The following is a 14,456-nucleotide window of genomic DNA, read 5'->3' on the forward strand; positions in this document are numbered from 1 at the left end:
ATAGGGCCGGCGTCTCTCGTCCATGATGAGACCAGATTGTGTCACCGGCATGGCAGGCATGGCGTTTCCGGATTACCAAATCCGCCACCATGGATTCTTGCGTTCGTCCGTGAATTCCCGTTCAGTGGCGTTCAGCCTGAAATAGGGCCGCATCAGGTCCTCCATGGTGAACAGGCCGTTCGGTTCCCTCGGCATATTGTCGATGGCAAACAAGATGCCGGTGCCGAAGGCCTCCCTGGCGATGGATTCATGCTTCAGCCTGACCGTCTGATGAGGAAATCCGAACAGGATCTCGTGCACGCCGATGATACCGCCGGCCCGGATGGTCTTGATGGAATCGTCCGGCAAATTCAGATTCCCGGCGATGACCCTCGCCGTTCCAGAAACCTCCTGCTTGGCCTTGAAGTGCTCCTCGACGATCTCGATGTCAGCATGCGGAGCGATGTTCTTCAAGACCTTCGCGGCGACGATCAGAAAATTGACGCCGAGGGTGATGTTGGGCGAGTGCAGCACCCGCGTGCGTTCCGACAGCCGCCGGAGCTGGCGCAGCTTGTCCTCGGAATAGGCCGACACGGCGCTGACGACGGCGACGCCGCGCCGCCCCGCCTCTTCTTCGTAATAGTCGATGCCGTTCTCGGACGAGAAATCGACGATAAAATCGACCGGATAGCGATCCAGCAATTCCTGGGCGCTTATGTCCCCGATCGAATGTATCCGTCCGGGCTCGTCGGATTCCACCCCCAGGAACTCGGGAACCGACCGGTGTTCCAGCGCATGGGACCTCCGCATCACCCATTGAAGGCCGGTTCTCCTGGACTCCAGGAGAACGGACGACACCGCCCGTCCCGTCTTGCCGAATCCCATCAACCCGACCCGCATCCACGCCCCTCCCGTCGCGACCGCCGCAACATGCTTAATATCGATAAGGCTTATCTGTCATTCCGATTATGGCATCATTGTGGCGCGCTGGCACGACGTTCCGATCCAGGGCACACTCGGAGTCCGGCCACCACCGCAGGGGAGAGACGTGAAATGACAGACGCACCGGCCAGGGCATGGCATGCCATGACGGCGGACGACGTCCTCGCGGCGGCCGCATCCCACCACACCGGCCTGTCCCGGGAGGAAGCCGAGAGGCGCCGGCATTCCGACGGCCCCAATTCCCTGCCCGAGCCCCGGCGGCGCGGACCGGTCATGATGCTGCTGGCGCAGTTCCACAACGTCCTGATCTACGTGCTGCTGGTGTCGGGGGTGGGAACCGCCCTGATCGGCCATGCCGTCGACGCGGCGGTGATCTTCGCCGTGGTAATGCTGAACGCCCTGATCGGCTTCATCCAGGAGGGCAAGGCGGAACGGGCGCTCGACGCCATCAGGCGAATGCTGACGCCGACCGCCATGGTGATGAGGGACGGCCACAAGCACGAGATTCCGGCCCAGGATCTGGTGGTCGGCGACGTGGTCATGCTCCAGTCCGGCGACAAGGTCTCGGCCGACCTGCGCATCATCCACGCCAGGAGCCTGCTCATCCAGGAAGCGGTCCTGACCGGAGAGTCGCTGCCGTGCGAGAAATCCAGCCATCCGGTCGCCGCCGAGGCGGCGCTGGCGGAACGGTCGTGCATGGCCTATTCCGGGACCGGCGTGGTCGCCGGCCATGCCGCCGGGGTGGTGGTGGCCATCGGAAGCGCCACCGAGATCGGCCGCATCAGCCTGATGCTGGCCGAAGTCCCCCGGTTGACCACGCCGCTGCTGCGCAAGATGGCGACGTTCGGCCGGCAGCTGACCGCCGCCATCCTGGTGCTGGCGGCGGCGACCTTCGCCTTTGGCATCCTGGTCCACGGCTTTTCCGCCGATTCCATGTTCCTGGCTGCGGTGGGGCTGGCGGTGGCCGCCATTCCCGAGGGCCTGCCCGCCATCGTCACCATCACCCTGGCCATCGGCGTGCGGCGCATGGCGGCGCGCAACGCCATCGTCCGCCGCCTGCCGGCGGTGGAGACGCTGGGGGCGGTGACGGTGATCTGTTCCGACAAGACCGGGACCCTGACCCGCAACGAGATGACGGTCCGCAGCATCGCCACCGGCGGCGGAACGTTCCATGTGGAGGGCGAGGGCTATGCCCCGCTGGGAGGCTTCTGCCGCGACGGCGCCAGGCTCGATCCAGCCCTGATGCCGGACCTGGTGGAGATCGGCCGCGCCGCCACCCTGTGCAACGACGCCGAACTGAGCGAAGCCGATGGCGAGTGGACGGTGGCGGGCGATCCCATGGAGGGAGCCCTGCTGACGCTGGCGGGCAAGGCGGCGCTGGATTGCGCCCTGGAACGCGAACGCTTTCCGCGGGTGGACGCCATTCCGTTCGAATCTGGGCACCGCTTCATGGCCTCGCTGCACCATGACCATGCCGGGCATCACTTCATCCTGGTCAAGGGCGCTCCCGAGGCGGTGCTGTCCATGTGCGCCCGCCAGCGGCGGAACGGCGAGGACGAGGCGCTGGACCCGCCCGGCTGGCACAAGGCCGCGGAACGGATGGTCGCCACCGGCGAACGGCTGCTGGCCATCGCCATCCGGCCGGCCGGGGCGGACCTGCGCGAACTCAGCTTCGGCGACGTGGAGGCGGGCTTCACCCTGCTCGGCCTGGTCGGCCTGATCGATCCGCCGCGCGACGAGGCCATCACGGCGGTCAGGCGATGCCGCGCCGCCGGCATCGCGGTCAAGATGATCACCGGCGACCACCCCGGCACCGCCACCGCCATCGGACGGCAGATGGGAATGGGAACGGTGCGGGTGATGGTCGGGACCGATCTCGACGGCCTGGACGACGCTGCCTTGCGCCGGGCCGCGGACGAGTCCGACGTCTTCGCCCGCACCGCGCCGGAACACAAGCTGCGGCTGGTGCTGGCGCTCCAGGACAACGGCCATGTGGTCGCCATGACCGGCGACGGCGTCAACGACGCCCCGGCCCTGAAGCAGGCCGACGTGGGCGTCGCCATGGGCCGCAAGGGCACCGAGGCGGCCAAGGAGGCCGCCGAGATCGTCCTGGCCGACGACAACTTCGCCTCCATCACCCGCGCGGTCGAGGAAGGCCGCACCGTCTACGACAACATCAGGAAGGCCATCGCCTTCATCCTCCCCACCAATGGCGGCGAGGCCCTGGTGATGATCTGCGCCATCGTGATGGGCATCGCCCTGCCCATCACCGCCAAGCAGATTTTGTGGGTGAACATGATCACCGCCGTCACCCTGGCCCTGGCCCTGGCCTTCGAGCCGCCGGAAGACGACGTCATGCGGCGCTCGCCCCGCCCCCCGGCCGAGCCGCTGCTGTCCGGCTTCCTGATCTGGCGCATCGTCCTGGTGTCGGTGCTGCTGGTGGTGGCGGTGATGGGACTTTACCTGTGGGACATCGCCCAGGACGCCGACATCGCCGCCGCCCGGACCGTGGCGGTCAACACCCTGGTGATGGGCGAGGTGGTCTACCTGCTGAACGTGCGGCGGATGAACAGCCCGGCCGTGACCCGGCGGGGGCTGTCGGTCAGCCGTCCCGCCATCATCGCCATCGTCATGGTGCTGGCGTGGCAGATGCTGTTCACCTACGCGCCCCCCATGCAGGCGGTCTTCGACAGCGCCGCCCTCGGCTGGGCCGCCTGGGGCCGCATCCTTGCCGCCGCCACCGTGCTGTTCGTCGTGATCGAGGTGGAAAAGGCGATCATGTCGAAACGAAAGGCGCGCGACGAAGCGTGACCAGGCGAGAGCCGGCCCCGGGCTACGGCCCCCGGTAATTCAAGGATATCACCAGGGGATGGGCGTTCCAGAGGGCGGTGCGGCCCCGTCCCCTCAGCCTTTCGGCATTGGGCAGGACATGGCGGTTCGACAGCACCACCGGGGTATCGTCGGGCCAGGACGCGGCGAAGTCGTCCACCGACAGGACCGGAAGCCCCATGAACCGTCCGGTCCGCTCGATATCGATGAAGCCGGCAAGTTCCGGACCGCCGCGCCGCCGCAGCCGCTGGACCAGCAATTCCGCCCCTCGGGCCGTGCCGAAAATAAAGAACGGGCGCTCCGGCAAGTCCGTGAAGGCACGCAGCACCGGAATCGCCGGCCCGGCATCGACCACGGCCAGTCCGAGACCGGCGGCCTCCGACCGGCGCACCAGCAGGAATTCGGTATTGACGTTACCGTCGGCAACCGCCGCCGGCGCCAGACCATGGGCGCCGGCATGATCCAGAACCTCGGCGGTGGACGAGAATTCCATGGGCCAGCCGCCCAGCCAGTCCCGGATATCGGCCATCATGGCCATGCCCCGCGAGTGGCGGTAGTCGCGAGACAATTTCGGCAGGGCGGCGATGTTGCGGATGTCGCGGCGCAGGACGGTCGCCCACAACTGCCACAGTTCCAGCCTCAGCTTCCCAAGCCGGCCGGCGGCATTGTAGCGGCGTTTGATGTCCAGCCATTCCTCCGGCGACGGATCGATGTGGATCTCGCTGGCATAGAGGGCGACGTAGAACCGCCCTCCCCCGGCCATGCGGCGCGCGGCATTGTCGAACGCCCGCCACTGATCGCCGGTGTGGTGCAGCACCCCCCAGGAATAGACGACGTCGAACACGCCCAGGGCGTCGCAGAAGGCCTCGTCCAGGATCGAACCCTGCATGACCCGCCAGTTGGCGGGCGATCCCGCCGCCGCATGCAGCAAGCGGGTGGCGGCGACGGATTGGGGGTCGTAATCGAAGCTGACCACCTCGGCGGCCCCCGATTGCCACGCCCCCAGCGAATGGATGCCGCTGCCGCTGCCGATGTCGAGGAAGGTCCGGCCGGCAAGGCTGTCGAGCCGGAGAAAGGCCATCAGCTGCCGCCGGGCGATCTCGGCCCGCTCGGGAGTGAAGCTGCCCTTCAGATAGCGCTGCCAGTTGGCGCCAAAGGCGAAGCGGTCAACGGGATCGGACATGCTGTCCCGGGTGCGGATGGACGTTATGCTCCATATGGCATCCCAACCGTTAACGCTTCCATAAGCGGGGCATGCATCGACGACCGCTCCGGACACCTTATTGACAATCACTGTCAAACAGGTCCATAATGAGTTCATAACAAATCAGGAGGATCACAGGACTTGGACGGCAGTCACCAGAGTATCCACTGACCGCCGGCCCCAGGTGGAGCCGGCCGTAGGGGATGGGAGGGTGTTCTAATAGATATGACGCCACCGGGTCAAGTATGAGGTGCCGCTGATTTGGCATCGTTTGACTACAAATTACATATATCCGACTTATCGGCCTTTGCGCCGAATATATAGGGCCTGTGGGCCCTGAATCCAAAAGCCCCGCGCCGAGCATCAAGCCTCCCGCGGGGCTTCGGCTTTTCTTGGAACGTCTTTCGCCCCGACGGCCGCCAGTCCGGAAAATGGAAAGGCCCCGGCGGTTTCCCGCCGGGGCCTTGGTTGGCAGACCGGACGTCCGAAGGCTCAGTTCTTGGCCTTGTCGACCAGCTTGTTCTTGGCGATCCAGGGCATCATGGCGCGCAGGCGTTCGCCCACCTGCTCGATGCCGTGCTCGGCCTGACGGCGCCGGGTGGCCTTGAAACTGGGCTGGCCGGCCTTGCATTCCAGCATCCAGTCGCGCACGAAGCGGCCGGACTGGATGTCTTCCAGCACGCGCTTCATCTCGGCCTTGGTGGCGTCGGTGATGATGCGCGGGCCGGTGACGTAGTCGCCGTATTCCGCGGTGTTGGAGATGGAGTAGCGCATGTTGGCGATGCCGCCCTCATAGATCAGGTCGACGATCAGCTTGACCTCGTGCAGGCACTCGAAATAGGCCATCTCGGGGGCGTAGCCCGCCTCGACCAGGGTTTCGAAGCCGTACTGGATCAGCTTGGTCAGGCCGCCGCACAGCACCACCTGCTCGCCGAACAGGTCGGTCTCGCATTCCTCGCGGAAGCTGGTCTCGATGATGCCGGAACGGCCGCCGCCGATGGCCGACGCATAGGACAGGGCGATTTCCAGGGCGTTGCCGGTGGAGTTCTGCTCCACCGCCACCAGACAGGGGACGCCGCCGCCCTTCAGGTATTCGCCGCGCACGGTGTGGCCGGGGCCCTTGGGGGCGATCATGAACACGTCGAGGTCGGCGCGGGCCTCGATCAGCCTGAAGTGGATGTTGAGGCCGTGGGCGAACACCAGGGCGGCGCCCTGCTTCAGGTTCGGGGCCAGATCGGCGTAGTACAGCTCGGCCTGAAGCTCGTCCGGGGTGAGGATCATCACCACGTCGCCCCACTTGGCGGCCTCGGCCGGGGTCATGACCTTGAGGCCCTCGGCCTCGGCCTTCTTGGCGGTCGCCGAACCGGCGCGCAACGCCACGGCCACGTCCTTGACGCCGGAATCGCGCAGGTTCAGGGCATGGGCGTGGCCCTGGCTGCCATAGCCGACCACCACCACCTTCTTGCTCTTGATCAGATTGACGTCGGCATCCCGGTCGTAATAGACGCGCATGGTATCTTCTCCTTAGCCGTCCTTCGGGGCGGCGCTCCGCGCCTCCTCAGGATGAGGCGCCCAATATTCCAAGACCCTCATCCCGAGGAGCGAAGCGTCTCGAGGGATGAGGCGTTCTCCTTAAATCGGATTCGGTCCGCGTGCAATGGCGACGACGCCGGTCCGCGAAACATCGGCCAGCCCCAGCGGCTCCATCAGGTTGATGAAGGCGTCGACCTTCTCGGTCGAGCCCACCACCTCGAACACGAAGGATTCGTTGGTGGAATCGATGGCGCGCGCCCGGAAGATATCGGCGATGCGCAGCGATTCCACCCGCTTCTCGCCGCCGGCCACCACCTTGATCAGCGCCAGTTCGCGGGCGACATGCGGCCCCTCGATGGTGAGATCGTGGACCTTGTGCACCGGCACCAGCCGGCGCAGCTGGTTCTTGATCTGCTCGATGATCATGGCGGTGCCCGAGGTCACGATGGTGATGCGCGACAGCTTGTCGTGCGAGTCCACCTCGGCCACCGTCAGGCTTTCGATGTTGTAGCCACGCCCCGAGAACAGGCCGATGACGCGGGCCAGCACGCCCGATTCGTTGTCGACCAGGACGGCGATGGTGTGGCGCTGGATTTCCTCGACTGCTTTGGTCACGTTCGTTACCCCCTTCTCACACCAGAACCATGCCGTCTTCTTCCGAGCCCGACTTGTCGCGGCTCTTGTCTTCCGGCCCCAGCACCATCTCGTTGTGGGCCATGCCGGGCATGATCATGGGGAAGACGTTCTCGGACGCATCGGTGCGCATCTCGACGATCACCGGGCGATCGACCGCCATCATCTCCTTGATGACGCCGTCCACCTCGGACGGCTTCTCCGCCCTCAGGCCGACGGCGCCGAACGCCTCGGCCAGCTTGACGAAATCGGGATGGTGGTTCATGTGGCTTTCCGAGTAGCGGCCGCCGTGAATCAGCTCCTGCCACTGGCGGACCATGCCCATGTACTGGTTGTTGAGGATGACCACCTTCACCGGCAGGCGATGCTGCACCAGGGTGGCGATCTCCTGGATGTTCATCTGGATCGAGGATTCGCCGGCGATGTCGATCACCAGCGCTTCCGGGTGCGCCATCTGCACGCCCATGGCCGCCGGCATGCCGTAGCCCATGGTGCCGAGGCCGCCCGAGGTCAGCCAATGATGCGGCAGGTCGAATTTCAGGTGCTGGGCCGCCCACATCTGATGCTGCCCGACCTCGGTGCAGATATAGGGATTGCGGTGGCGGGTCAGCTCGTAGATGCGCTGGATGGCGTATTGCGGCTTGATCAGCTTGTTGGAGTTCTCGAAGGCGAGGCAGTCCATGGCCCGCCATTCGTCGATGGCCTTCCACCACTCCTTCAGCGCCTTTTCGTTGACCCGGCACTGCTTGGCCTTCCACACCTTGATCATGTCCTCCAGGACATGGGCGCAATCGCCGACCACCGACAGGTCAACCACCACGTTCTTGTTGATGGAGCTGGGGTCGATGTCGACGTGGATTTTCTTGGAATTGGGCGAGAAGCCGTTGACCCGGCCGGTGACGCGGTCGTCGAAGCGGGCGCCGATGTTGATCATCAGGTCGCAATCGTGCATGGCCATGTTGGCCTCGACCGTGCCGTGCATGCCCAGCATGCCGAGGAACAGCGGGTCCGAGCCGGGAAAGGCGCCTAGGCCCATCAGGGTCAGGGTGCAGGGATAGCCGGTCATGCGCACGAACTGGGTCAGCAGCTGGCAGGCGGCCGGGCCGGAATTCACCACGCCGCCACCCACGTAGAAGATGGGACGCTTGGCGTGGGCGATCATCTCGACCGCCTTCTCGATAGCCTTGAGGTCGCCCTTGACCTGCGGCTTGTACTTGGACTTCACCTTGGACGGCGCCTGATACTCGCCCTTGTTCTGGATCACGTCCTTGGGCAGGTCGACCAGCACCGGGCCGGGCCGGCCGGAACGGGCGACGTGAAAGGCCTCGTGCACCGTCCGGGCCAAGTCGGCGACGTCCTTGACCAGGTAATTGTGCTTGGTGCAGGGCCGGGTGATGCCGGTGATGTCGGCTTCCTGGAAGGCGTCGTTGCCGATCAGATGGGTCGGCACCTGCCCGGTCAGGCAGACCAGCGGCACTGAATCGCACAGCGCGTCGGCCAGCCCGGTGACGGCGTTGGTGGCGCCGGGGCCGGAGGTCACCAGCACGCAGCCGACCTTGCCGGTGGAGCGGGCGTAACCCTCGGCGGCATGGACGGCGGCCTGTTCGTGGCGCACCAGGACATGGCGCAGCCGGTTCTGCTTGAACAGCTCGTCGTAGATGGGCAGTACGGCGCCGCCGGGATACCCGAAAATGACCTCAACCCCCTGGTCGACCAGGGCCTTGAGGAGGATTTCCGCCCCTGTCAGCGTATCGTGATGCGCCATGTCTGCACCTTACATATCTCGTTGCATCGAAACCGCCCCCGTCGGAGCACGGCAATACCGTTCCGCCGCAATGCGGCAAGAGCGGGACAAACTATCTTCATGTCACGGGGTGGTCAAGAGGAACCGACGAATTTTCAGAAAGATTGCGGCCATCAAACTTTCCGAAAATTGCGCGGAGATGGTTTCAGACGCCATCAACTGATGCCGCAGCCATGTGGTCTGGCGCTTGGCGTAGTTGCGGGTGGCCTGCCGGGCCAGGGCGATGGCGGTCGCCAAATCCAGCTCGCCGGCCAGATGAGCGGCCAGTTCGCGAAACCCCAACGCCTTGAGGACGGGCAGGGCGGGGTCGAGCCCCAGGGCGGCGACGGCGCGAACCTCGTCCAGGGCGCCGGTTTCCACCATGGCCTGGAAGCGGCCGTCGCAGGCGGCGTAAAGACGTTCGCGCGGCGGCAGCAGGGCGATGACATGCCAGCGGGCCGCGACGCCGCCGATGCGGGGCTCGTCCTGCCAGCGGGCCAGCGAGCGATCGGTGGCTTCCAGAACTTCCCAGGCGCGGGCCATGCGCTGGGAATCGCCGGGCGCCAGCCGGGCCGCCATCTCGGGGTCGCGTTCGGCCAGCAAGGCGTGAAACGCCCGGTTGCCGATCTCGGCCAGCCGTTGCCGCGTCGCCGCCCGCACCGGTTCGGGAATGTCGGGAACGGGCGACAGCCCCTCCATCAGGCTGCGGATGTAAAGGCCGGTGCCGCCCACCACCACCGGCAGCCGGCCGGCCTCCCACGCCGCCCGCATCTCGGCCGCCGCCATGTCCCGCCAGCGCTCGGCCGAACAGGTCTCCGACGGCGGCAGAACCCCGTACAGCCGATGCGGCGCCCGCGCCTGGTCCTCCATGGACGGCTGGGCGGTGAGAATGGGCAGGCCGGTATAGACCTGCATGGAATCGGCGTTGATCACCACGCCGCCGAACTCGTGGGCGAGACGAAGCGCCAACCCGGACTTGCCCGAGGCGGTGGGACCGGCGATGACCAGGGCGGAATGGTTCATGAAGTTGTTTGGTCGCTGGCGACCCGCGATGCGGCGCGCATGTGGGGCCCGCCGCTAAGACGCGCCATCGGTCAGGGTGGCGACCATGGTCGACAGCCGTTCGCGCTGCCGCCCGTCGGCGCCGAAATTATTGGGGCGGAGCCAGCGCTGGAAACTGTCCCGCACGTGCGGCCATTCCCCGTCGATGATGGAATAGCAGGCGGTATCGCGATTGCGGCCCTTGTTGACCGCCGCCTGCCGGAACACCCCCTCGAAGCGGAAGCCGTAACGTTCGGCGGCATTGCGCGACGAGGTGTTCAGCGTGTCGCAGCGCCATTCGCAACGGCGGTAGCCCAGGGTGTCGAAGGCGTTGCGAAGCATGAGGTACATGCCCTCGGTGGCGGCGGGGGTGCGGCGCAGGGACGGGGCGAAGATGATGTGGCCGACGGCGATGGCCCCGGCGGCGGCGTCGATGCGCAGATAGCTGACCACCCCCAGGGCGATGCCGCTGGCGCGGTCGACCACCGCGTAGAACTGAGGGTCGGCGCTGGCGGTGGCGTCGTCGAGCCAGGCCCGGAATCCGGCCTCGCTTTCGAACGGACCGTAGAACAGGTAGGTCCAGGTGCGGCCCTCGACGTCCTCGGCGATGCCGGCGTAAAGCTGAGCGGCATGGCGGGCGGCGTCCAGGGGCTCGACCCGGCAGAACCGCCCCTCCATGACCGTGTGCGGTGGCCGCAGCCGGGGAGTCCAGCCAGGAATCGGTTCACCCACCGGCTGGCCGAGGGAATTGACCTCCTGACTCACCGAGCCCACCCCCCAACCGAGTCGGCGAGACGGTCAGACATCGCGTTCCGGATCGATATCGAAGCGGCGCTTGCCGTACTTGCCGGTGAAGGAGGGGCCGTCGTCGATCTCCACATGGGTGCGGGCGACGATGGTCGCCTGGGTGATGAGTTGTTCCTGCAACTCCAGCATATGCTGCCAGTACTTCATCATCTGGGAGGTGGACGCCATCCACCCATCCAGCATGGCGCGTTGCATTTCCAGCATGCTCTTGAACGGGTCTGTCATTCTTGTTCTCCCGCAGAGGGCCGTTCGGTAAGCCCGGCGATCATTATAGCCCAGCTCCGGGGCGGGCACCATCTTCCGTGGCGCCCGCCCGCGGGCATCAGTGCGCGAACTCGGCGAAGAAGTCGTTGCCCTTGTCGTCGACCACGATGAAGGCGGGGAAGTCCACCACCTCGATCCGCCAGATCGCCTCCATGCCCAGTTCCGGGTATTCGATGACCTCGACCTTCTTGATGCAGTCCTGGGCGAGGCGGGCGGCGGCGCCGCCGATGGAGCCCAGGTAGAAGCCGCCATGCTTCTTGCAGGCGTCGGTGACGGCCTTGGAGCGGTTGCCCTTGGCGATCATCACCATGGAGCCGCCGGCGGCCTGGAACTGCTCGACGTAGGAATCCATGCGCCCCGCCGTGGTCGGCCCGAACGAGCCCGAGGCGTAGTTGGACGGCGTCTTGGCCGGGCCGGCGTAATAGACCCCCATCTGCTTGAAGTAGTCGGGCAGCCCCTCGCCCCGGTCCAGGCGTTCCTTCAGCTTGGCATGGGCGATGTCGCGGGCCACGATCATCGGCCCGGTCAGCGAGACGCGGGTCCGGACCGGGTATTGCGACAGGGTCTTCCTGATCTCGTCCATGGGGCGGCTGAGGTCGATCCGGACCACGTCGCCGGCCAGCTTGGAGGGGTCGATCTCGGGCAGGTAGCTGGCGGGATCGGTCTCCATCCGCTCGACATAGACGCCGTCCCGGGTGATCTTGCCGAGAATCTGGCGGTCGGCCGAGCACGACACCCCGATGGCCACCGGGCACGAGGCGCCGTGGCGCGGCAGGCGGATGACGCGGACGTCGTGGCAGAAGTACTTGCCGCCGAACTGGGCGCCGATGCCCATGTCCTGGGTCATCTTGAGCACCACCTGCTCCAGCTCGCGGTCGCGGAAGGCCTGGCCGTACTTGTTGCCCTCGCCGGGCAGCGAATCGAGATAGCGGGCGGACGCCAGCTTGACCGTCTTCAGGCACATCTCGGCCGACAGGCCGCCGATGACGATGGCGAGGTGATAGGGCGGGCAGGCCGAGGTGCCCAGCGTCCTGATCTGGGCGTCCAGGAACTTCAGCAGCGAATCCGGATTCAGCAGCGCCTTGGTCTGCTGGTAGAGGAAGGTCTTGTTGGCCGAGCCGCCGCCCTTGGCCATGAACATGAACTTGTAGGAATCGCCCGCCGTGGCGTAGAGGTCGATCTGGGCCGGCAGGTTGGTGCCGGTGTTGACCTCCTCGTACATGCCGAGCGGCGCGGTCTGGGAATAGCGCAGATTCAGTTCGGTATAGGCTTCCTGCACGCCCTGCGAGATGGCGGCCTCGTCATCGCCGCCGGTCCAGACGTTCTGCCCCTTCTTGCCCATGACGATGGCGGTGCCGGTGTCTTGGCACATGGGCAGCACCCCGCCGGCGGCGATGCAGGCGTTCTTCAGCAGGTCGTAGGCGACGAAGCGGTCGTTGGCCGAGGCGTCGGGATCGTCGAGAATGGCGCGCAACTGGGCGAGGTGGCCGGGACGCAGCAGGTGCGAGGTATCCTTGATCGCCTCCTTGGTCAGCCGGATTATGGCCTCGGGCGCCACCGTCACCACGCTCTGGCCGTTCAGGCTGGCGGTGCCGATCCCGTCGCTGGAGATCTTGCGATAGGGGGTATCGTCGTGGCCGAGCGGAAAAATCTCGTGGAAGGCGAAACCGGTCATGGCGGGCGACCTTATGCAGGAGAGGGCGAATGACGCCGCCCCACCCGTCGGGGCTGGACGGCGGTTTCTGGTCAAACACCTTTTTCAGAGGGGCGTCAAGGGAGTAGGGAGCTACTTCTTCCGGAAGCGGTCCAGCGTCACCACCTTGCCGTCGCCGGCCGGCTGGCCGGAATCCGGCTCGCCCGCGGGCGGCGGGGCGGCGGCGACCTCCTCGTCCGCGTCGTCCTCGTCCTCATCCTCGAAGGCATCCTCGGGCACCGCCTGGAATTGCAACCCGAACTTGGCCGACGGGTCGGCGAAGCCGGTCACCGCCGAGAACGGGATCAACAGGCGCTCGGACTTGCCGGAAAAGGACAAGGTGACCGCGAACTGATCGTGAGTGACGTCCAGGTCCCAGAACTGGTGCTGGAGGACGATGGTCATCTCGTCCGGATGACGGGCCAGGATGTGCTTGGACAACGCCACGCCGGGATGGTGGGTGCGGAAGGTGACGTAGAAATGGTGGTCGCCGGGCAATCCCAGTTCGGCGGCCAAGGTCAGCGCATCGCGCACCACGCCGCGCAGGGCCTCTTCCACCATCTTGTCGTAGCGCAATTCTTCGACCGCCATCGGCCCCGGCATCCCTTCGCGAAGTCCGGGCGCCCCGCGAGAGCGGAACGCCGTCGATTAAGTGGGGGGCTTCTGTTGCCCGGTGCCCCCCGGACCGCGCTTACGGGTTAAGCCGCAGCGGCAAGTTCAACGTTGTCGTTGGCACTTGTTAGGATTGACCCGATAACGGTGGTATCATGCCGAACGCAAACCACACCTTTACTGCGCACGTCGATCCTGTTTCGCCCCCAGGGGGTCCGGCCGTCGCGGGTGGCCGGAACGATCTGGTGGAGGCGCCGGGTACCGCCCCCGGGTCCGTAACGTCTATTCCGCGTGGCGTTTAGCGTCATAGTCGGTTGCCCGACCCTCTCAATATAGAGCGCCCGGCCGCGAAGCGCCAGCCCATCCTGTCGGAAAATCCCCCCGTGACGGGGCATTACTTCGCCGGGGCGGCATCGCCGGACGTGGGCGCCGCCACGGCGGAGCCGGCCGGAACCGGCTTGCGCAGGGCCTTGGTCATCGCCATGCCGGCGGCGAAGGCGGGCGACAGATAGGGGCTGCGCCCCTCGGGCAGGCGCACCGGCTGAAGCCCCATGCCGTGGAGGGCGTCGTAGATTTCGCGCAATTCCGCTGGTCCCAGCATTTTCGACCTCTGCTTTCGTCCCGGATGCCGAGTCCGCCCCACCATGGGCGGAGCCGTCATCCCGCACGGTTGTTCCAGTGTGCCTCAATCAGGCGTCGCCATGCGATATATTTTTGTGCGGCGCAGCAATCGGCTGGACGCATGACAAAAAAGTGGCGGAACTCGGTTCAGCACCGGGTTCCGCCAAGATCGAAAGGGAGACAAAGCAGTAATGTGTATTGTGGTACCAAAATACCGGATTGGAGTCAAGCGCCTTTCTTGTGCGTCGCAGCACCGAGATCAGGCATAGCTGCCGATCACCAACTTTTCCGGGGAATCCGCCACCAGTTGCAGCGCCACGGTGCCCGAGGCGGTACGGATCAGAAGCTCCAGGAACCAGCGGCCGTCCTCCAGTTCCATGGGGGTCGCGGCCCCGATATGGGTCACCCCCTCCACATCCATGCTGACGCCCTGGTTGTCGTTGAACGAAATCGACACGACCTTCATGCTTCGCCACTCCCTTCGGCCCGGCGCCCAGGCTCGCGCAAAGCCCCGG

General features: G+C 66.0%; 13 protein-coding genes and 1 other RNA gene. 1 reads left to right on the forward strand and 13 read right to left on the reverse strand.

The window, feature by feature from the left end; translation table 11 throughout:
* Positions 1-72: 72 nt before the first annotated feature.
* Positions 73-879 (reverse strand): dihydrodipicolinate reductase C-terminal domain-containing protein, encoded by an 807-nt coding sequence (locus MTBSS4_RS19010; RefSeq protein WP_173984941.1) that lies wholly within the window; start codon positions 877-879, stop codon positions 73-75.
* A 153-nt stretch (positions 880-1,032) separates the two neighbouring features.
* On the opposite strand from MTBSS4_RS19010, the gene MTBSS4_RS19015 reads away from it, so the two are divergent.
* The gene (locus MTBSS4_RS19015) at positions 1,033-3,732 is read left to right on the forward strand and encodes a cation-transporting P-type ATPase (RefSeq protein WP_173984942.1); all 2,700 of its coding nucleotides are present in this window, start codon (positions 1,033-1,035) and stop codon (positions 3,730-3,732) included.
* Positions 3,733-3,754: 22 nt separating this feature from the next.
* Here the strand turns inward: MTBSS4_RS19015 and MTBSS4_RS19020 are convergent, their stop codons facing one another.
* The 12 genes from MTBSS4_RS19020 to MTBSS4_RS19075 form a co-directional block, all read right to left on the reverse strand.
* A complete protein-coding gene (locus MTBSS4_RS19020) occupies positions 3,755-4,933 on the reverse strand; it encodes a bifunctional 2-polyprenyl-6-hydroxyphenol methylase/3-demethylubiquinol 3-O-methyltransferase UbiG (RefSeq protein ID WP_173984943.1) in 1,179 nt (392 codons plus the stop codon).
* 513 nt (positions 4,934-5,446) lie between these two features.
* A complete protein-coding gene (gene ilvC / locus MTBSS4_RS19025; protein ID WP_173984944.1) occupies positions 5,447-6,466 on the reverse strand; it encodes a ketol-acid reductoisomerase in 1,020 nt (339 codons plus the stop codon).
* Between the two features lie 120 nt (positions 6,467-6,586).
* Positions 6,587-7,102: an acetolactate synthase small subunit gene (gene ilvN, locus MTBSS4_RS19030; RefSeq protein ID WP_173984945.1), complete on the reverse strand. Its 516-nt coding sequence runs from the start codon at positions 7,100-7,102 to the stop codon at positions 6,587-6,589.
* Between the two features lie 16 nt (positions 7,103-7,118).
* Positions 7,119-8,885, reverse strand: coding sequence for an acetolactate synthase 3 large subunit (locus MTBSS4_RS19035; RefSeq protein ID WP_173984946.1), 1,767 nt, complete (start codon positions 8,883-8,885; stop codon positions 7,119-7,121).
* Between the two features lie 102 nt (positions 8,886-8,987).
* The gene (gene miaA / locus MTBSS4_RS19040) at positions 8,988-9,926 is read right to left on the reverse strand and encodes a tRNA (adenosine(37)-N6)-dimethylallyltransferase MiaA (RefSeq protein ID WP_173984947.1); all 939 of its coding nucleotides are present in this window, start codon (positions 9,924-9,926) and stop codon (positions 8,988-8,990) included.
* Positions 9,927-9,980: 54 nt separating this feature from the next.
* Positions 9,981-10,709 (reverse strand): GNAT family N-acetyltransferase, encoded by a 729-nt coding sequence (locus MTBSS4_RS19045; protein WP_254432662.1) that lies wholly within the window; start codon positions 10,707-10,709, stop codon positions 9,981-9,983.
* Between the two features lie 33 nt (positions 10,710-10,742).
* Complete coding sequence (locus MTBSS4_RS19050; RefSeq protein ID WP_173984948.1) at positions 10,743-10,976, reverse strand: hypothetical protein; 234 nt, start codon at positions 10,974-10,976, stop codon at positions 10,743-10,745.
* Between the two features lie 97 nt (positions 10,977-11,073).
* Entirely contained in the window at positions 11,074-12,690 is a 1,617-nt protein-coding gene (locus MTBSS4_RS19055) for a fumarate hydratase (RefSeq protein WP_173984949.1), read from the reverse strand.
* A 111-nt stretch (positions 12,691-12,801) separates the two neighbouring features.
* The gene (locus MTBSS4_RS19060; protein WP_173984950.1) at positions 12,802-13,299 is read right to left on the reverse strand and encodes an SspB family protein; all 498 of its coding nucleotides are present in this window, start codon (positions 13,297-13,299) and stop codon (positions 12,802-12,804) included.
* A 60-nt stretch (positions 13,300-13,359) separates the two neighbouring features.
* Positions 13,360-13,682, reverse strand: a transfer-messenger RNA (tmRNA) gene (gene ssrA, locus MTBSS4_RS19065).
* Positions 13,683-13,714: 32 nt separating this feature from the next.
* Positions 13,715-13,921, reverse strand: coding sequence for a hypothetical protein (locus tag MTBSS4_RS19070; RefSeq protein ID WP_173984899.1), 207 nt, complete (start codon positions 13,919-13,921; stop codon positions 13,715-13,717).
* 279 nt (positions 13,922-14,200) lie between these two features.
* Complete coding sequence (locus MTBSS4_RS19075) at positions 14,201-14,407, reverse strand: hypothetical protein (RefSeq protein ID WP_173984951.1); 207 nt, start codon at positions 14,405-14,407, stop codon at positions 14,201-14,203.
* Positions 14,408-14,456: the final 49 nt, after the last annotated feature.

Source organism: Magnetospirillum sp. SS-4 (assembly GCF_902729425.1).
Classification (GTDB): Bacteria; Pseudomonadota; Alphaproteobacteria; order Rhodospirillales; family Magnetospirillaceae; genus Phaeospirillum.

Excerpts from the sequence above, each read along its gene's own strand:
- MTBSS4_RS19010 (WP_173984941.1), bottom strand. The coding sequence starts at position 879 with ATGCGGGTCGGGTTGATGGGATTCGGCAAGACGGGACGGGCGGTGTCG.
- MTBSS4_RS19015 (WP_173984942.1), top strand. The coding sequence starts at position 1,033 with ATGACAGACGCACCGGCCAGGGCATGGCATGCCATGACGGCGGACGAC.
- MTBSS4_RS19020 (WP_173984943.1), bottom strand. The coding sequence starts at position 4,933 with ATGTCCGATCCCGTTGACCGCTTCGCCTTTGGCGCCAACTGGCAGCGC.
- ilvC (WP_173984944.1), bottom strand. The coding sequence starts at position 6,466 with ATGCGCGTCTATTACGACCGGGATGCCGACGTCAATCTGATCAAGAGC.
- MTBSS4_RS19035 (WP_173984946.1), bottom strand. The coding sequence starts at position 8,885 with ATGGCGCATCACGATACGCTGACAGGGGCGGAAATCCTCCTCAAGGCC.
- miaA (WP_173984947.1), bottom strand. The coding sequence starts at position 9,926 with ATGAACCATTCCGCCCTGGTCATCGCCGGTCCCACCGCCTCGGGCAAG.
- MTBSS4_RS19050 (WP_173984948.1), bottom strand. The coding sequence starts at position 10,976 with ATGACAGACCCGTTCAAGAGCATGCTGGAAATGCAACGCGCCATGCTG.
- MTBSS4_RS19055 (WP_173984949.1), bottom strand. The coding sequence starts at position 12,690 with ATGACCGGTTTCGCCTTCCACGAGATTTTTCCGCTCGGCCACGACGAT.
- MTBSS4_RS19060 (WP_173984950.1), bottom strand. The coding sequence starts at position 13,299 with ATGGCGGTCGAAGAATTGCGCTACGACAAGATGGTGGAAGAGGCCCTG.
- MTBSS4_RS19070 (WP_173984899.1), bottom strand. The coding sequence starts at position 13,921 with ATGCTGGGACCAGCGGAATTGCGCGAAATCTACGACGCCCTCCACGGC.
- MTBSS4_RS19075 (WP_173984951.1), bottom strand. The coding sequence starts at position 14,407 with ATGAAGGTCGTGTCGATTTCGTTCAACGACAACCAGGGCGTCAGCATG.